Raw genomic sequence first — 19653 nt, forward strand, 5'->3', positions numbered from 1 at the left:
TTATATTTTAAATTTAAGTCCCGTTCTTAAATAAAACGCATTCACATCGTTTAACCTAAAAACTTCATCTCTATTTTTATTTCTTAAAACATTATTGAGCCTAAATGTAAACCCGGTATACATATAAGCTGCTAAATGTTCTGTAAAGCAATATTCATACCCAACTCCCCCCACAACAACAGATAATGAAATATATTCTGAATCTTGTCCATTTATCGTCGGTGGATCTTGTAAATGTGCCATATATCCATCAAGACCAACAAACGCCTGAATATTACTTTTTTCACTAAACGTATATTTAATATTGGATTTAGGAATCCCGGCATTATAGCTCCATGATTCATTAATTAGTCTTGTATAACTCACAAAAGGTAAAGGAAAAGGTAACCCTGTTGTAGCATTATACGTAAGACCTATAATAAGCCGGTATGGATGTTCAAGACTGGAATCGTTTATTCGGTTATCGATTAAAAATACACCACCATTAATAAAATAATCATCAGCAGTTAAAGGGCTTGTTAATGTAGAGGCAATCCTTGGATTAAACTGAATGCCTGCCCGCCATTTTTCATTCCATTTAAAAGTATAACCAAAATTCAAGTCTATCACATGAATTCTATCCAATTTTGAGGTTTCAAACGGATAGTCATCTTCTAAATTGAGAATAATACTATTATATTCGCCACCAACTATTAAGTACTTGTCTTTTTTGAGCTTTATGGGATAATTTAAAATAGCTCTAAATCGCGTATACTGATCCTCAGATTTACTTGCTGGAATAAAGGAATATTCCAATCTTGCTAAGTCTGTAATTTGTGCCTGACCATAGTATAAACAAAAAAAGAGAACCCAAACCATTGTTCCCTTGTTTTTCTGTTTTACCATAATGATGACGTACCTTTTAACTTATTCTACTCTTGATTTGGAATAATATGAATATCCCTTTGAGGAAAAGGAATACTTACTTGATGCTCTCTAAATAATTTGTCTATTTCAAAACGCACATCACTCTTGGGAAATTGTGCTTTAAAGCTATCATTAATGGTGAATACCAATTTAAAATCTAACGAACTATCTCCAAAATCAGTAAATATCACCGTTGGTTCTGGTGTACTTAATACATCTGGATGTGTACTAGCCGCCTGTAAAAGTAGTTTTCTTACTAACTGGACATCACTACCATAAGCTACGCCAACCGTTACAGACTCTCTTGTGGTTGTACCATTTTGAGTCCAATTAAACAGCATATTAGTTAAATAGAAATGATTTGGAATAACCAAAACTCGATTATCTATGGTTACCGCCCGAGTTGTTCTTAACTTTATTTCAATGACACGACCCACTTTCCCGTCTATCTCAATAATATCTCCCACTTGTACTGACTGATCAACAAGAATAAAAATACCCGAGATAATATCTTGAAAAAGTGTTTGCAGTGCCAGACCTATACCAATAAGTAAAGCCGCAGATGCCGCAAAAATGGCGGTAATATTAATTCCGGCAGAATCTAAGACGATTAACAAAACAATGAGATAAATAACCCATCTCACAAAGGAAAAAACGGTATTAAACTTCGCCTTATCTTCACCAGGCATTTTTCTTGTTACCAATCGTTTTACCCATCTTAGAACGTAGGTAGTTGCCATTAAAACAAGAGCAACCAACAAAACGTACTTTACTCTTAGTTCAATATCGTGGGCTTCGTTACCAACCCCATAATTAAAGTCAATGATCTTATATTCTAGAAAATTTACAAACTTTTCCCAGAATGAACTTTCGGTAATAGCATCACTTACCTTATCTACATGATTTTCTATTTTTCCTTCTGAATTCTGTTTTTGCATGCTAGTACTTAATCCATTTTATTAACTCTTTATAGCTTGGTTTTTTACCATACATTAATATCCCTACGCGGTAAATTTTTGCAGCAAACCAAACAGTTACTATAAAAGTACCAATTAAAAGTAATAGTGACACTATTTGCTGCCATAAAGGTACGCCAAAGGGTATGCGCATAAGCATTACAACTGGCGATGTTAAAGGAATAAAAGAAAATATTGTAGAAACCGTGCCATGGGGGTCTTCAATTACTGTGAAAACTCCTATATATACAGCTAATACTAGTGGCATAATAATTGGCATCATAAACTGCTGGGTGTCAGTCTCATTATCGACAGCCGCTCCAATAGCCGCATAAAAAGAACTGTAGAGTAAATAGCCGCCAATAAAAAACAAAATAAAGGCTATTACTAAATTCACTAAGGGTAAGCTAAAAAAAGCATTTGCAGCATTCTGAATTTGAGCATTAATCTCTGGATTTTCCATAGCCTGATTAACGATTTCCCTTTGTGGGGTCTGCAATTCAGTCATATCAACACCAAAAAAAATAGAAGTTAATGAAACTAAAACACCTCCCAAAATAAGCCATATGACAAACTGTGTAATTCCAGCTAACGAAGTCCCTATAATTTTCCCGAGCATTAATTGAATAGGCTTTACTGAAGAAATGATAACCTCAATAATTCTGCTGGTCTTTTCTTCGATAACACTTCGCATTATCATGTTACCATAAATAATAATAAACATGAATAATAAATAGCCCGCTGCACCGCCAAAAATAAGTTTAATAACACTATCAACTTTTGAGGTCTTTTCCCCTTCAAAACTTTCTTGCAAGATATCAACCCTAATTTTTGATGCATTAATCATATCTATATCTACCCCTTTCCGCTTAAGGTTTAAATTAGTAAGTCTTTTTTCTAGTCTGCGCTCTAAGTCAGTTATAAACCCAAGTGAAGGCGCCTCTTTAGAATAAAATGAAATAGTATTCTCATCATCCTCTGTGCTCACATTTAAGGAAATATGCAATAAACCGGTTCCATCTGTTTCATTGACTAATTTTTTAGCATCCTGCAGTGACATGTGCTCCAGAATATTATAATGCGTATGCTCCGTATTATTAAACATATCCTGAACCAGACCTGTTTCATCTAAAACCGTAACAACTCTGATTTTATCCTTATTCAATTGAGACAAATAAGCAACTAGAGCAATAAGTCCCATAAAAATTATCGGGCTTAAAAACGTCATAATTATGAACGACTTATTCCTAACCTTAGTAAGGTATTCTCTTTTTATTATTAGAGGTAAATGATTCATTTAATTATTCTTTACAGTTTGAATAAAAATATCGTTCACGCTAGGTATTAATTCAACAAAGTGAGACACCGTAGCTTTTGAGGTTAAATAATTTAATAAGGCATTTGGGTTCTCATCTTGATCTAGTTTGATATTAAGTTTTAATTCATTTTCTAAAGTTTTAAAATGAGCATTAGAAACACTAAATTTCTCAGCTATATCTTGTTTCAATACGTCATGATTCTCACTTCTTAAACCAACTTCAAACGTATTTATTTTATAGGCACGTTTTACATCAACAAGCTTTCCATCAAGTATTTTATTGGACTTATGAATAAGCGCAATATCATCACACAATTCCTCAACGGATTCCATACGGTGTGTTGAAAAAATGACTGTAGCGCCAAGGTCTCTTAAGCGCAAAATTTCATCTTTAATTAAATTGGCATTTATTGGATCAAAACCAGAGAAAGGCTCATCAAAAATGAGCAACTTAGGTTCATGAAGAACAGTGACTACAAACTGTATTTTCTGGGCCATACCCTTAGAAAGTTCCTGAATTTTTTTGTTCCACCAATCGCCAATATCAAGGCGATCAAACCAAAATTTCAATCTACTGTTAGCCTCTGTCTTACTTAATCCTTTTAATTGCGCTAAGTACAATGCTTGCTCTCCAACTTTCATTGATTTATACAAACCGCGTTCCTCGGGCAAGTAACCAATATCTTTAATGTGCATTGGGCTTAGAAAATCTCCATCCAAATGCACCGTACCTGAATCAGGCATGGTAATTTGATTAATAATGCGTATTAACGTAGTTTTCCCTGCGCCATTAGGGCCAAGCAACCCAAATATACTGCCTTTTGGTACTGCAATTGAAACTTCATTTAAGGCCTTATACTCTCCAAAATGTTTCGAAACCTTATTAACCTCTAGTAAATTATTCATCATTGCTTAGTTGAAAAAAGTAACACATGTAATTTTTGCTAAGTAACACTTTTAGTATAACATATGAATTTCTTGTTACAATTTTTTGTGTAAAATATTCATAAAAACAAAACCCACCCTCAAAAAAATTAAGGATGGGAAAAAAATTGCTATGAAAAAGAAAAATTATCACTAAAAGAATTAGTGATAGTCAAATATAGTTTTTTTTTCAATACTAATAGCAAAACTATTAGAATTCTTAGTCGATATATCAAAAAAAATCCGCATAAAAAGCGGATTTCTTAATTTTATTATGTTCTTTTTAAGAAAACATATCTTTTACCTTCTCAAAGAAAGACTTATCAGAACTTTCAGGTCTTGGTGCAAAATGCTCATCGTCTTTCATAGCTTCAAAAAATTCTTTTTGTTGCTTATTTAATGTTTTAGGTGTCCAGACATTAACATGTACTAGTAAATCTCCTTTACCATAGCCATTAATACTAGGTATTCCTTTACCTCGTAAACGCAGTATTTTTCCAGATTGTACTCCGGCCTCAACCTTGATTCGTACTTTTCCTGTTACAGTATCAATTTCTTTTGATGTTCCTAATACGGCATCAGGGAAACTCACGTATAAATCATAATGTAAATTATCGCCTTCACGTTGCAAAGAATCATGATCAACTTCCTCAATAACCACAATTAAATCACCAGAAATCCCATTTCCAGGAGCCTCATTACCTTTACCTGAAACTTTGAGTTGCATACCATCAACTACACCAGCAGGTATTTTTATGGATACCGTTTCCTCTGAAACTTTTAACCCTTGGCTATCAGCATCTTTCGGTTTTTTATCAATACTTTGTCCTGCACCGCCACATGCATTACAAGGAGCCGACGTCTGCATTCTACCCAAAATAGTATTTGCTATTCTTGTAACCTGGCCACTACCGTTACAAGTTGAACAGGTTTTATATGTAGTTCCAGGCGCTTGTACTTTACGTTTAACTTTAACCTTTTTCTCTACACCATTTGCTATTTCATCTAAAGTTAATTTAACACGTATCCGAAGGTTACTTCCCTTTGCACGACGTTGACCTGCGCCACCGCCAAAACCAGAAAAGCCACCACCAAAAATATCACCAAATTGACTAAAGATGTCATCCATGTTCATACCGCCACCCCCAAAGCCGCCGCCGTTTTCAAAAGCTTGATGACCATATTGATCATAGCGCGCTTTCTTATTGTCATCACTCAATATTTCATAAGCTTCTGCCGCTTCTTTAAAATTAGCTTCAGCCTCCTTATTGTCAGGATTTTTATCAGGATGAAATTCTATCGCCTTCTTTCTGTAAGCTTTCTTTATTTCAGAAGCACTTGCTCCTTTATTAATTCCTAATACTTCGTAATAATCTCTCTTAGCCATACTTTCTAATTATTGTCCGATAACAACTTTTGGGAAACGAATAATTTTTTCACCTAATACATATCCTTTTTCAACGATATCAATGATTTTTCCTTTCAGGTCTTCTGTAGGTGCTGGAATTTGTGTTATCGCCTCATGCTTGTCTGCATCAAAAACATCGCCTTTTTCTACTTCCATTGGCTTCAAGCCTTCTTTTTCTAGAGTACTTACCAATTTTTGATATATTAATAACACTCCTTTTCTTAACTCCTCTGCTTCTTTGTCATCTTCAATGTGACTTAAGGCGCGTTCAAAATCATCAAGAACAGGAAGTAATGTTTTCATTACACCTTCACTTGCCGTTGCAAATAATTCAATACGTTCTTTTGATGTCCGTCTTTTATAATTTTCAAACTCTGCGAATAAACGTAAAAACTTGTCCTTCTCTTGTTTTACTTCTTCCTGTAGTTTTTCTTCTACGGTCTGCTCTTCAACTTCAACTGCTTCATTTGGCGCAACTTCAACTTGTTCGCTTTCCACTGTATTTTCTTTATCTTTTTTACTCATCGTAAATTCAATTTTTCAATCCTAAAATTTAAGTTGGCAAAAGTACTGCCAATATTATAAAAATGTCATAATGTCATCATTTTTTTTTCACAGTTCTGTTTAACTTCCTTTCTGGTATAAAAATGAGCGCTTTGAGTTAGCACGGCAAATCTTGGATTAGAATATAAAAATGAAATGTTTTCGTTTTATTCTCGTCATTGTTAGCATGACATCATTTGTTATGATATGCTGGAAAAACCAACCCATAAAGTAATACTTAGCATAAATTTTAAATGTTATTAGGGTCGCTTTATTTTAACAAATTATTCAACGCTGATTCGAGATAGTTGTATTTAAATACAAACCCTTTATGCTCTATTTTTTTTGAACTTACACGCTGACTTTCGAATAATAACATATGCATATCACCCAAGATAATTTTCATAAAAAACTTAGGAATATTTGGCATAATCAAAGGTCTTTTTAAGACACCAGCAGTTATTTTAGTTAATTCTTGATTACTTACGGGGTTTGGCGCAACACCATTATAAACTCCTCCAATCTTCTTTTCAAAAAGGAATAAAAATATGTTTGATAAATCTTCAATATGAATCCAAGACTGCCACTGTTTACCGTTACCAAAAGCAGCTCCCACACCAAATTTAATAGGCCTTACAATCTCAGGAAGCACACCCTCGCTTTTAGCTAAAACTAGTGCTATTCTTATCTTAGTAACCATAATCCCCAATGCAGAAAATTCATCTACTGCTCGTTCCCAAGCATCTGTTACTTCTCCTAAAAAAGATGTGTTCTTCTCTTTAAAGGATTCTTCATAATAATTGGTCAGGGAATTTGGATACACACCAATGGCACTTGCAGAAATAACTTGCTTTATATTGTGTTTCTCTCCCTTAAGTGTGTTAATTAATAATTTAGTAGAAACGGTTCTGCTTTCTAAAACCAGTTTTTTATACGTTGGGGTCCAACGTTTTGATAAAGAAGCTCCTGCTAAATGTATAATGGCATCAACGTCCTCAAAGCAATCCTTATCCAATTCTTGATTTTTCGGATTCCAGTAAAAGCCTTTATAGTTAGGTATTTCCTGTATTTTAGATTTTCTTGTGGTTAAATAATTAACTGAAATATTCTTTTCATGGCAGCGTTTCACAATTTCTTTGCCAACTAAACCCGTTGCCCCAGTGATTAAAACTCGCATTTTCTTTTTTTCTATAAATTTACGAAACCACAACAGGGATTACCACCGTTTTATGGTAGCTTTAACAATTAGAAAGTCTAAAACTTAATTATCTTTCTTGATTCCTCTTAACATCTCACGCTTTCCTGGTGGACCAGGCAATCTTTCAACGATAAAACCTACGGCCTGCATAGCCCGTCTTACGCTTCCTTTTGCTGAATACGTGACCAGAACGCCATCCTTTTTTAAGGCATTGTACATTTTTAAGAAGATATCTTCCGTCCATAATTCTGGTTGTACTCTAGCTCCAAAGGCATCAAAGTAAATAATATCAAAAACCGCCTTATCTTCTATCTCCTTAAATAATTTTTGTTTCTTGGTAAGCGAAAAATAAGGAGAAACTTCATGCTTATTTTCCCAAGACATTTTATGGATCTTATCAAAACGAATGGTTTCTCTTTCAGCTTGCAACTGCTTTACGTAATTAAGTTGTAAAATCTCTTCCGCAGAAACAGGATAAGCCTCAACACCAACATAATGCATGGGTTGTTTTAATTTTTCAGCTTCCAATAAAGTGATAAACGCATTTAATCCAGTCCCAAATCCAATTTCCAAAATGCAAATTTTGTCACTTTGATTCCAAGTCTCTTCATTATAATAATGCAAACCCTGTTTTATAAATACATGATATGCTTCTTGAATAGCACCATGTTTAGAATGGTATTGCTCGTTCCATTCCGGAATATGTATGGTTGATGAACCATCAGCAGTTATTATTATTTCTCGTTTCATTAAATAAAACCTTAAAACACTATACCTATGACTCCGCAAAAATACACCTAGTTTTCCAACCTTCAAGATGTAAAACTAAATTCTTATTTTCTAGATTTGGTTGTTCCTTTAACACAGAGTTCTTAAGCAAGCTGTAATAAAAGGGAACTAGCAAGATTCTCAGGAACTTTTATCTTTTAACGTCTAACTTCTTCGTGTAGATTACATCAATTCATAGATGGTCATGAATACGCAATATTTGACTTGCTCACATAAATGTTTCAATTTTAAAGGATTTATTAAAATATACCATTTTTTGAATTTGAATTTACTTAAATTTGTATCATAAAATTACTAGACATGAGCGCTATAATCAACGATATCGAGATTATAAAAGCCAAAACTACAAAGATTAATGATGTAGATTTTGACAATTTAAAATTCGGACATGTGTTTTCAGATCACATGTTAGAATGCAATTATGAAAATGGTAAATGGCAAACACCTAAGGTGGTGCCTTACCAAGGGATTACATTAGACCCGTCTGCAAAGATATTTCATTACGGTCAATCTGTATTTGAGGGAATGAAAGCTTATAAAGATGCGGATAAAAATGTTTGGTTGTTTAGGCCTTTAGAAAATTTTAAACGACTAAATATTTCTTCAAAACGTTTGGCAATTCCGGAGCTTCCAGAAAATTATTTCATGGATGGCTTACAAGCACTTTTAGAAGTTGATAAAGACTGGATTCCTACAAACGAAGGTTCTTCATTATATATAAGACCTTTTGTATTTGCTTCTGGCAATGGATTTCATGCATCTCCAGCTGACGCTTATAAATTTATTATATGTACAGCACCTTCTGGATCCTATTTTGCAGGAGACGTTAAGGTGCTAATAGAAGAAAAATATTCACGTTCTGCAAATGGCGGTGTAGGTTTTGCCAAGGCTGGCGGAAACTATGCTGGACAATTTTATCCTACACAATTAGCCATTGAAAAAGGATATCAACAAGTTATTTGGACTGACGACAATACGCATGAGTATATTGAAGAGGCAGGTGCCATGAACATATTTGTTCGCATCAACGATACCTTAATTACAGGACCAACTAGTGATAGAATATTAGACGGTATAACTCGAAAAAGTATTATTGAGCTTGCTAAATCAGAAGGCATTCCGGTTGAAGTTAGAAAAATCACAGTAAGTGAAGTTGTAGAAGCGGCCAAAAATGGTTCGCTAAAAGAAATGTTTGGTGCAGGTACAGCTGCGGTAATTTCCCCGATTTCAGGATTCGGATATAAAGAGGCCGATTATGACTTACCTCAATTAGAAGATACTTATGCAGCTTATTTGAAAAAGCGCATTACAGATATACAAACTAATAAAGCTGAAGATCCATTTGGATGGAGATTTCAAGTGAAATAAGGAATAAAAAAAGGAGCCAAATGGCTCCTTTTTTTATTTTTCCAATATAGATTGAATATTAGGTTTAAAATAATTAGGTCCCTTTAACACTTTACCATCTTCACGGTAAATAGGCTGTCCGTCCTCCCCTAACTTACTCATATTACTGCGTTGAATCTCATTAAACACTTCCTCAATTTTATGTTGCATTCCATGCTCTATAATTGTACCACATAAAATATAAAGCATATCTCCCAAAGCATCTGCAACCTCAACCAAATCATTATTATTAGCCGCGTCTAAATACTCTTCATTCTCTTCTCGCATCAATTTATAACGTAACATATTTTTAGCTAAACCTAAATCTGCTTTGGGGCTTTCTAAATGCCCTATTTTAAATGCCGTATGAAACGCCTTTACTGCTTCTATTTTTTTCTTCATAAATTATTCGTTTGTCATTCCCGTTAAGACAGGAATGTCACCATTATTAGTTAAATTTGCCTAAAAATAATGATATGTTTAGTAATGGTCAAATCATTTTTGGGGTTTTATTTTTTATTGTCTTTGCCATAATTATTGGCTATACCTACCGAAAAGATTTAAAACTCCACAAACGCTTTTATAGCGGTAGCATTTGGATTCTTGCGGCTTTTATTGCTTTTATATTGTTTATTTCTGCTATTAAGTTTTTTCTTTAAGCCACCTTTACTACGGTTTTTATTACTATTCATCGATGTTTTTAGACTTAGAAAATTTGTTTTTTGTAGGTTTATTATTCTCTCTATATTTTTTTTAAACTTCGGTTTATTTAAAAGCATCTTTAATTAAACCTTTTTTTCCTTCTTAAGAAGCTGTTTTACTATATAAGTAATCTTATAACTATCTTTCTTCAAGAATATAAAAACTAAAATTAATAGCAAGTTCAAATTAGAGCTAATTCCATTCGCTTATGCGAAAGAATTTGTAATTAAATCAGAATGTACTGGATGCGAAAAAAAGTAATAAAAAACACTTTGAATACAAATAAATAAAATTCTAAACCCTCTCAACATGAAACAAATATTATTTTTACTTACTTGTAGTGCATTTATTTTAAGTGCTTATTCCCAAACTATTACAATAACTTTTGACGGACAGATTGCAAGTGCTGGAAATAATGCACCTCTTGACAGAGTTCTTATTGAAAATTTGACCAATAATGAAAGTAGAGAATTGACCTCAATATTTGAAATCAATTTGTCACAAGCACTTAGTTTAGAAGATAATGTCATTAATAATACAAAAGGAGGCTTTCAAAGTATTTACCCGAATCCATTTGAATCTGACTTAAATATTAATATTTATTCAGATGGTATTGGTTCTACAGAACTAAGCATATATAATTTATTGGGACAGGAAATAGCTTCGTTCTCAAAAGAATTGACGCTTGGAATCCATTCGTTCGAATTCTCAGCAAATAGTAATGGGATTCATTTTCTAGTTATGAATGATAATGGAAATACGTACACACAAAAAGTGGTTTCAAACAATAACGTAAATGCTTTTGTTAAGCTTACGTATAATGGTAACGATATAAAACAAAATACAAGCAAAAATGCTTTCACTAAAAATTCTAAGCTAAATCCATTATATGAAATAGGAGATATTTTAAAGCTTACAGGATTTTCGGGTAAAATGACGAATACAATATACTTAACACCTCGGATTAGTCAGAATGTAACGTTTCAATTTTCTGATTATTTTAAATTTGAAGAGTATTTAATTGAAACTAGTCCCCCTAGTTTTGTAGATATTATGTTTTCTGTTACCGACCAAAAAAATCTTGGGGTAGATTATTTATCTGGAACTGATTTTAATGTACTAGAAGATGGTAATACAATTTCACCAACAGAAACCTTCAGATGTATAAAAAAATTAGATGAAGTAGCGTACGAACAAAAAATTGTAATAATGCTGGATAATAGTGCTAGTGTAGCGAGTGTACTACCACAAATAAAGTCATCTGCAATTTCTTTGGTAAACCAAATACTAAACAATCCCGTTATAACCAATCAAGAAATAGCAATCTATAGCTTTTCCAGTAGCACTACTCTTATTCAAGATTTCACTGATAACGTTATGGATATTGAAAACGCAATTAACAGTATCAGTTTTGGTTTTCCTTCAACAAACTTATATGGCTCATTAATAGAAGGTTTAAATAAATTCTCTAATAATTATAGTTTAGACCTAATAGAAGAAGGTTATTTAATTGCTTTAACAGATGGCGACGACACGCAAGGTTCAAGTACCTTAACACAGGTAGTAGCTGCAAGAAATCAAAAGCGTGTATTTATGTTAGGATTGGGTAATGAAGTAAATCCTGAAAACTTAAATCAAATTGATAATACTGGAACGTCTTTTAGCTCCATCGCGTCGATAGACGATTTAGAAGCAGAATTTGAGCAGATCAGTTTAGATTTAATTCAATATGCTAATAGCTTTTATTGGCTTAACTACTTATCGCCAAAACGTAACGGTGGGCATACCTTAACCATAGGACTTCCTACAAACACAAATACAGATATCGACAAACAAATAGATGGTAATTTCAGTGCCAATGGTTTTCAAGATGCCCTATTTGGTGTTTATGCTAATATTAACGCGCAAAATATTTACGGCATTGATGAGGTTATTTTTGATTATCAAGGAAGTCCATTAGAACCTTTTGCAATTGAGGCTGTAAGCTATTGGGCATTCAATTGCCCTAATTTTACATGGAGTATTGCTGATATGAGCGTTGCAACTATTGAAGTTGATCCTATTGACTCTTCAAAAGCAACAATAATTCCTCAAACTACAGTAGCAAGCGGTACTATTTTAACTTTAACGGATGAGGCAAATAATTATACTAAAGAGATTGTTATTAGAGTTACAGATCAGTTGCCTATTGTGGAGACTTTAAGTATCTCAAATGTTACAAATTCTGGCGCTAATGGAGTTGGGGAAATTATTGATATTGGTGATTCTAATTTAATTAATAAAGGGTTTTGTTGGAGTATTAATCCTAATCCTACAATCTCAGATGTGAATTCAGTTAATAAACAAAACGTATCCGTCTTTAGTGTAAATTTAAGCGATCTAAAAAGTAATACAACTTATTATGCTAGAGCTTTCGCAACAAACAATTTTGGCGTATCTTATGGTAATGAAATTAGTTTTTTAGCTCCTGAAGGGCTACCTCAAATAATAACTGACTCATTTACTAATTTAACAGCAATTTCTGTAAGACTAAATGGAGAAGTAACAGACGAAGGAACTAATAATTTTATAAAAAGAGGAATCTGTTGGTCAAATACAACGTTTACTCCTACCATTGACAACGACAATCTGGAAAATGCAGGAGGTAAAGGGGATTTCTTTATCGATGTAACAAGCTTATTTCCAAATACAACATACTATTACAGAGCTTATGCTATTAATGATTTAGGAATTACTTACGGTGAATCACTAACGTTTCAAACTAAAACTGGGATACCTCAATTATCAATCAATAATATTACTGATATTACTAACAATTCAGCACAGACTAGTGGTAATACATCTTCAAATGGGGCAGAAATTATTGAAAAGGGGACTTGTTGGAGTACAAGTATAAACCCTACTTTATCTGATAATTTTACAACTGCCGGTCCAGGAAATGGTTTCTTTACCTCTATTATTAATAACCTGCAACCAGGTACTACCTATTACGTGCGAAACTATGCAACGACCAGTTTAGGTACTACGTTCAGTTTTGAAAGAAATTTTACAACCAAAGATATACCTAATTTAGAACAACTGATTATTACCAACACTTCGGTGGATAGTGCTCGAGCTTTAAGTTCGTTATCCTCGGACGGCGACTCTGTAATTACCGAAATTGGGTTTTGTTGGAGTTTAAATCCTAATCCTACAATACAAGATAACGTATCATTCGTTTCGGATGTAATAATAAATTCTAGTTTTTCTAAAGTCATTGATGGTTTAAATGATGATACAACATACTATATAAAGTCTTTTGCCACAAATCAATATGGTACCGGATATAGCGAAGAACAAATTTTCTCAACGAAAAGTGCAACATTTATTGGAAATATACAATTTACGTCACAAAATGAAATTGATAACTTTGCATTAAATAGATATCGCAGAATAACAGGTAATTTAACTATTTCGAACTTTATTGATTCTAATGCTATAACTTCTTTAGCCTCACTTTCTGATTTAACCACTGTAGAAGGTGAATTAAACATTTCAAATAACCAAGCTCTACAAAATTTAAATGGTTTAGAAAATATTACAAACTTAGGTGGTCTTTTTATGCGGAATAATAATTCAATTGTTAATTTATTTGGACTCCGGAATTTAAATATTGTAAATGGAAGGTTTGTTTTATTCGAAAATTTGAATTTAAGTAATATAAATAATTTAACTAAGTTGAGTGATATTAACGGCTACATAACCATAAGTGCAAATGGAAACATCAATAGTCTAAGTTTATTATCTAACATAGAACAATGCAAGGGAGATTTAACAATAAATGCTGAAATTTATGATTTAAATGATTTAAGTAATTTGACTTCAGTAAAAGGAAATATTATGATGGCTAATTGCCAAAATTTAAGTAATCTAAATGGTCTAAGTAATTTAATGGAAGTCACAGGTGAAACAATCAATTTCTTTAACTGTAACCTCACTCGTTTAGATGCTTATTGCGGCCTTAAGCCACTATTTACTTCTGGTGCATTTAGTGGAAGATTAACAGCAGAGTCTATAAGTTCTCGCCCAGTCACAATTCAGTCTATAATTAATAATGATTGTAATTAACGACGCTATCCTAAAAACTGCTATTAAAAAAACCCTCTCCGTTATGAAAAAACTATTTTTAAATTGCCTATGCTTATTAATTCTAACTTTATGTGCCCAGGCTCAAAACCCAAATATTTCTCGTGATGCACTTTTCTATCCTAGTCAACAAATAAATGATCCAAATACTTCTGGTTTTAATGAGTTTGGAGCAATAACAAAAATACAAGGGCAAACAATGGTAATAACTGCTCCTATTACTAAAGTTGTATACGTTTATCGAAAAACAAGTACCAATGGTTCTTGGCAGTTAAATAAAACGCTAAAACCATCATCATCTGGATGCGGTACAGGTAATTGCACCCAAGGTTTTGGAACTGGAGTTGCTATTGCCCCAAACGAACGTATTATTGTTATACATGGCAGCAAAGGCATTTATATATACGAGAAAACAAATACTGGTATTTGGAACCAATTTGAAACGCAGTTCATTTCAATGACAGGAAATTGCGATGGCAAGTTTTCAATCGCCATTTCAGAAGTGTTAAATTTTCAAGGAGCTAATAATTCGGGAGTTAGAATAGCTGTAGGTAGATGTGATATTAATAATCAAAGTGGAGTCACAACAGTCTTGCATAAAAGACCTATTAGTTCTGTTAATCCAACTAAAGTATGGCAACAAGAAAAAACAGTCTCTAGATCAGGAGGCAATATAAGGAACACTTTCTTTGGTAACGCATTAGCTTGGTCTGGTTCAACGTTATTTGTTTCTGCTCCAGGAGAAAATGATGGAAGAGGTGTAATATATACTTTTAGAGTTTATGAAGAAAATAGTGGAATCGCAGGGTTTAGAATGAATGTTGAGCATGTAAAAAGTTTGTCTTCAACTGATTCAAGACCAAATGATCTTTTCGGTTCTACGTTAATAGCAAACTCAACTAGGCTAGTTACATGTGGAGGCAAGAAAGCTTATGTTTTTTACAAAAACACTTTAAATCCCTTAAACCACTATTGGCCGCAAACTCCGGATAAAACTTTAATATCAAAATCTAGTACTTCAAATTTTGGAAAAGACCTCACTTTTACTACTTCTGGTTTCGCTATTGGAACGTCTTCAAAAGAAGTCTATAACTATGAATTTTCTGGTAGCACTATAAGATTACGAGAAATTATTAAGCCCGAATCTGTGTTTGATCAGCCTTTGGATATATTCGGTGGTTCATTGGCTGCAAGTGGAAATGACTTATTTGTTTATTCAAAGTCTCAATCAAATTCACGATCTTTTGTTCGGCAACTCGTTAAAGCGAATCCTATAACTACTAAATCTATATTAACTAATTTTTATAGAGCCACTGGTAGAAGTAATTGGAGCAATAACAATGGTTGGGATACTACTCAAAAAATAAGATATTGGTATGGTGTTTCTACAGATGTGATTAATGGTACTGAACGGGTTACAGCACTATCGCTTTCCAATAATAATTTAAAAGGAAGGATACACTCACAACTCGATGAATTAGATTACCTAACTAGTTTAGATTTATCCAATAATGCTCTTAATAGCAGCATTCCTGATTTCTCATCAAATACAAACTTAACAGATCTAAATTTAAGCAATAACAATTATCAATTTGGTGATTTAGAAGATAATTTTACTGATTATCAGGATGCTTTAGGGGCGAATTATGTTTATGCTCCGCAAAAAGAACTTCCATCAAAACCTGATTTTTTAGCAGGTCTTGGCGAACAAATCTCTATACCAGCTGATGTTTCAGGTACACAAAACAACTATATATGGTATAAACGTAATGCTGACAATACTTCCAACGTAGTTAGTACTTCAGAAACACTTACGCTAATTATGGATAGTTCTAGTTTTGGAAGTTATTTTCTAGAAGTAACAAATAACTTAGTTCCTAATCTTAAATTAACATTACCAGATTTTTCCATCAGTCAAAGAGGGGCAGATTATGAAGCACTTTTGGCTTTTTACAATGCAACCAACGGAGCTAATTGGACAACTAACACAAACTGGTTAGATAACACACAACCTATTTCAACATGGCATGGTGTTACCGTTGAGAATGGTAGGGTGGTTAATTTAAATTTAAACAATAACAATTTATCGGGTTCAATTCCTGCCGAAATAGAAGGTTTAACGTTTCTGAAAACCCTTTATTTATATAATAATCCATTGAGTGGAACAATTCCATCAGAAATTGGAAATCTTTCAAACTTGGAGGCTTTAAATTTGAGTTTGAATAGTCTTACCGGTAGTATTCCGAGTGAATTAGGTTTACTATCGAACCTAAAGAATCTTATACTAAATGACACCAATTTGATAGGGCAGATTCCTGAAACCATTGGGAATTTATCTAATTTGGAATCATTGCGATTGGTAAGAGTTCCTTTAAGTGGTGCTTTACCATCTGAATTGATGAATTGTATCAATCTTAAGGATATTTTAATTTCAGAAACTAATATTGAAGGAGCTATTCCTAGCGAAATCGGACAGTTACAAAATTTAACACGTTTATTGATTTATCAAAATACTAATATGTCAGGTGAAATCCCAGAAGAATTGGGTTCGATTTCCAGCTTACAATACATATCAATATTTGAAAACAATTTAGACGGTAATATACCAAACTCATTAACTAATCTGCAAAACTTAATTACTCTAGAATTGAGAAATAACAATCTTACTGGGTTTATTCCTGATTTTACTAATTTAAGTCAGTTAGAGTATCTTTTGTTAGGTTACAACAAATTTCAATTCGGAGACTTAGAACCAAACTTTAATTTTTACAAAAGTAATCTTTCTAAATTTGATTATGCACCACAAAACAGTGTAAGTAAATCGGAATACATACAAGGTGACATTGGATCCACAATAGTGTTAAAGGCAGATAATTCAGGTATTAATAATACCTATCAATGGTATAAAGATAATACCTTGTTACCTGGCGAAACTAATATATCACTAGAATTAACTAACGTACAGCCCTCTGATTATGGATCGTATTTCTGTGGTCTTAATAACACGCTAGTAGTTGATATGACCCTATTTTCAGATTTTTTTGAGATTGGTAACTTAAAACCTGTTCCATCCACAGCTATCCCAGATCCAAATTTCGAGCAACTACTAATAAACTTAGGGCTAGATTCTGGTGCTCTTAATGGCGGAGTGCCAACTGCTAATATAGAAAATGTAACTATTTTGGAAGTTCCTAGTGCTAATATTTTTAATCTTGCAGGTATTCAGGATTTTACAGCTTTAGAAGAGTTTTCATTAGCTTCAAATACCGTTAATAGTTTAGATTTTAGCTCTAATCCAAACTTAAAAAAGGTTACTATTTATAATAATCCCATTTTTTCTGTAAATCTTACTAAAAATGCATTGCTCACAGATTTGATTGTTTCAAATACTACAGGACTATCATTAAGCGCTATTGATTTAGCTCAAAACAACAACCTTAAAACATTAGATTTAAGTACAAATAACATTTCATCCATAAACTTGAATAATAATGCCAAATTAATTTTATTACGAATTGGTAATAACCCAATCAATTCATTGGATATATCTAAAAATTTAAATCTAGAAATATTAAGTACTTGGTCAACTGCCATTACTAATCTAGACTTATCTAATCATAAACATCTTAAAGAATTAAGATCTTATTCAGGAGAATTAACCAATTTAAATTTAAAAAATGGAAATAATTCCAGTATTGATTTTATAGATGTTTCCAGTAACCCCAATTTGACATGTATCGAAGTTGATAGTCCATTTTCAGCACTAGCAAATACCAATTGGATCAAAGATCCTACGCCTACCACAATTTACAGTTTAGACTGCACAAGTGAAGTTGCTTTACAAGAGGAAGAAAGAAATACATTAATTAGGTTTTATAACGCAACGACTGGCGCTAATTGGTTTAATAACTTAAATTGGTTAAGTACAGAACCTGTTTCTAAATGGTCTGGCGTAACAGTGAATGAATTTAATAGAGTCAAAGAATTAGTGTTGGTAAACAATAACCTGACAAGCACAGAACCTTTGGATTTAGGTTCTTTAAGTGAATTAGAAATTCTATCTCTTGCAAACAATAATATAAGTAGTCCAAACTTATCGGGATTTAAATTCCCGCAGCGTTTAACCAGTTTGATAATACCAGGTAATAATATATCAGGAAATATCCCGGCGACAATTACAAATTTGTTAAATTTAAATACCTTAATACTTAGTGCTAATAATTTGGATGGTTCAATTCCATCTGCAATAGGCAATCTTAGCAATTTAAACATACTTTTTCTTCAGGATAACAATTTATCAGGAGCGCTACCTGATAACCTAGGAAATTTAACTAATCTAGAGGTTGTTAATTTATCAAACAATGCCTTAAGCGGCTCCTTGCCGTCAAATATCTCAAATCCAAATCTTATCAGATTTTTTATAAGTTTCAATGAGTTTTCTGGTTTATTACCAGATTTTAGTGGTGCACCATTAGAACAATTATGGGTTGACAATAACAATTTCTACTTTAGTGATCTACTGCCATTAGTAGAATCTAATATTGTAAACTCTTTTTTATACTCCCCGCAACGTACTAAAGATGTTGCTCAAAATCTCGAGTTTGCCATAGGGGCAGATATCGTTTTAAATATTGATGACACCAACCTTAATAAAACAAAATCCCTAAAAGGAATAGGAGATGAATACCAATGGTTTAAAGATAGTATTGAAATAAATGGAGCAAACCAAGGCAGTTTTACTATTGTTAACGCTCAAGAACTAGATAGTGGTATTTATCATTGTGAAATAACCAACCCCTTGTTACCCGACCTTATTATAAAGCGAGCAAACATTACCATAATTATTGATTCAAATTTGAGCTTGAAAGAAATTGATAACACTGATGCCACAGTATTTCCTAACCCAACTAAAAATACCCTAAATTTAATATTAAAAAATTCCAACAAAGCTGATCTTAATATCTATGATATTCATGGCCGACTAATATCAAGACAAAAAATAAAATCAAAAACATCTATAATTGACACATCACATTTGAATTCTGGTTTATATTTATTTGAGATGATCACTAAAAACTCGACAATTATTAAACGTATTGCAAAGCGGTAAATGTTGTCATTGACTTTATTTGAGTCAATATCATGATCTAATATTTTGATGTCTTTTTGTTTTTATTACAAAGCACGTGCTAATAGAAAATATTTAAAGCTAAATAAAAACTTTTATATTACTAGCATTGCGATATCGGTATCCTTCATGGCTTTTATTTTGTTTATGCTTATTAATTGATTTTGAAATGATATCATATATCCTAATCAAGTACCAACCTTAATGGGGACTATTAAATATTGATTTTGATACTAAAGTAAAAGGGATAGACCTAAATTTGGAGTCCGG

General features: G+C 32.8%; 12 protein-coding genes. 3 read left to right on the forward strand and 9 right to left on the reverse strand.

Annotated elements, in window-relative coordinates:
• The 8 genes from IE051_RS06360 to mnmC2 all read right to left on the reverse strand — a co-directional run bounded on the left by IE051_RS06360 (position 1) and on the right by mnmC2 (position 8003).
• A complete protein-coding gene (locus IE051_RS06360) occupies positions 1-885 on the reverse strand; it encodes a DUF6268 family outer membrane beta-barrel protein (RefSeq protein ID WP_229796745.1) in 885 nt (294 codons plus the stop codon).
• Positions 886-911: 26 nt separating this feature from the next.
• Complete coding sequence (locus IE051_RS06365) at positions 912-1844, reverse strand: mechanosensitive ion channel family protein (protein ID WP_189359958.1); 933 nt, start codon at positions 1842-1844, stop codon at positions 912-914.
• 1 nt (position 1845) lies between these two features.
• Positions 1846-3159, reverse strand: a complete 1314-nt coding sequence (locus IE051_RS06370) for an ABC transporter permease (protein ID WP_189359959.1) — start codon at positions 3157-3159, stop codon at positions 1846-1848.
• On the reverse strand, positions 3160-4086 hold the full coding sequence (locus IE051_RS06375) for an ABC transporter ATP-binding protein (RefSeq protein WP_189360390.1): 927 nt from the start codon (positions 4084-4086) through the stop codon (positions 3160-3162).
• A 301-nt stretch (positions 4087-4387) separates the two neighbouring features.
• Positions 4388-5491, reverse strand: a complete 1104-nt coding sequence (dnaJ, locus tag IE051_RS06380; protein ID WP_189359960.1) for a molecular chaperone DnaJ — start codon at positions 5489-5491, stop codon at positions 4388-4390.
• A gap of 9 nt (positions 5492-5500) precedes the next feature.
• Positions 5501-6037, reverse strand: a complete 537-nt coding sequence (locus IE051_RS06385) for a nucleotide exchange factor GrpE (RefSeq protein WP_189359961.1) — start codon at positions 6035-6037, stop codon at positions 5501-5503.
• Positions 6038-6326: 289 nt separating this feature from the next.
• The gene (locus tag IE051_RS06390) at positions 6327-7232 is read right to left on the reverse strand and encodes a TIGR01777 family oxidoreductase (protein WP_189359962.1); all 906 of its coding nucleotides are present in this window, start codon (positions 7230-7232) and stop codon (positions 6327-6329) included.
• 84 nt (positions 7233-7316) lie between these two features.
• Positions 7317-8003, reverse strand: a complete 687-nt coding sequence (gene mnmC2, locus IE051_RS06395; RefSeq protein ID WP_189359963.1) for a tRNA (5-methylaminomethyl-2-thiouridine)(34)-methyltransferase MnmC2 — start codon at positions 8001-8003, stop codon at positions 7317-7319.
• A 339-nt stretch (positions 8004-8342) separates the two neighbouring features.
• Between mnmC2 and IE051_RS06400 the strand changes: the two genes are divergently transcribed.
• Positions 8343-9410: a branched-chain amino acid aminotransferase gene (locus IE051_RS06400; protein ID WP_189359964.1), complete on the forward strand. Its 1068-nt coding sequence runs from the start codon at positions 8343-8345 to the stop codon at positions 9408-9410.
• Between the two features lie 33 nt (positions 9411-9443).
• Here the strand turns inward: IE051_RS06400 and IE051_RS06405 are convergent, their stop codons facing one another.
• A complete protein-coding gene (locus IE051_RS06405) occupies positions 9444-9830 on the reverse strand; it encodes a pyrophosphohydrolase domain-containing protein (RefSeq protein WP_189359965.1) in 387 nt (128 codons plus the stop codon).
• 609 nt (positions 9831-10439) lie between these two features.
• Here IE051_RS06405 and IE051_RS06410 point away from each other — a divergent pair.
• On the forward strand, positions 10440-14237 hold the full coding sequence (locus IE051_RS06410) for a T9SS type A sorting domain-containing protein (protein ID WP_189359966.1): 3798 nt from the start codon (positions 10440-10442) through the stop codon (positions 14235-14237).
• A gap of 43 nt (positions 14238-14280) precedes the next feature.
• Positions 14281-19365 (forward strand): T9SS type A sorting domain-containing protein, encoded by a 5085-nt coding sequence (locus IE051_RS06415; protein ID WP_189359967.1) that lies wholly within the window; start codon positions 14281-14283, stop codon positions 19363-19365.
• The last annotated feature ends 288 nt before the right edge of the window (positions 19366-19653 follow it).

Source organism: Algibacter mikhailovii, assembly GCF_014651495.1.
GTDB lineage: Bacteria > Bacteroidota > Bacteroidia > Flavobacteriales > Flavobacteriaceae > Algibacter_E > Algibacter_E mikhailovii.

What these genes read in the sequence shown, in the direction of transcription:
- IE051_RS06360 (WP_229796745.1), bottom strand. Translation starts at nt 885, where the DNA reads ATGGTAAAACAGAAAAACAAGGGAACAATGGTTTGGGTTCTCTTTTTT.
- IE051_RS06365 (WP_189359958.1), bottom strand. Translation starts at nt 1,844, where the DNA reads ATGCAAAAACAGAATTCAGAAGGAAAAATAGAAAATCATGTAGATAAG.
- IE051_RS06370 (WP_189359959.1), bottom strand. Translation starts at nt 3,159, where the DNA reads ATGAATCATTTACCTCTAATAATAAAAAGAGAATACCTTACTAAGGTT.
- IE051_RS06375 (WP_189360390.1), bottom strand. Translation starts at nt 4,086, where the DNA reads ATGAATAATTTACTAGAGGTTAATAAGGTTTCGAAACATTTTGGAGAG.
- dnaJ (WP_189359960.1), bottom strand. Translation starts at nt 5,491, where the DNA reads ATGGCTAAGAGAGATTATTACGAAGTATTAGGAATTAATAAAGGAGCA.
- IE051_RS06385 (WP_189359961.1), bottom strand. Translation starts at nt 6,037, where the DNA reads ATGAGTAAAAAAGATAAAGAAAATACAGTGGAAAGCGAACAAGTTGAA.
- IE051_RS06390 (WP_189359962.1), bottom strand. Translation starts at nt 7,232, where the DNA reads ATGCGAGTTTTAATCACTGGGGCAACGGGTTTAGTTGGCAAAGAAATT.
- mnmC2 (WP_189359963.1), bottom strand. Translation starts at nt 8,003, where the DNA reads ATGAAACGAGAAATAATAATAACTGCTGATGGTTCATCAACCATACAT.
- IE051_RS06400 (WP_189359964.1), top strand. Translation starts at nt 8,343, where the DNA reads ATGAGCGCTATAATCAACGATATCGAGATTATAAAAGCCAAAACTACA.
- IE051_RS06405 (WP_189359965.1), bottom strand. Translation starts at nt 9,830, where the DNA reads ATGAAGAAAAAAATAGAAGCAGTAAAGGCGTTTCATACGGCATTTAAA.
- IE051_RS06410 (WP_189359966.1), top strand. Translation starts at nt 10,440, where the DNA reads ATGAAACAAATATTATTTTTACTTACTTGTAGTGCATTTATTTTAAGT.
- IE051_RS06415 (WP_189359967.1), top strand. Translation starts at nt 14,281, where the DNA reads ATGAAAAAACTATTTTTAAATTGCCTATGCTTATTAATTCTAACTTTA.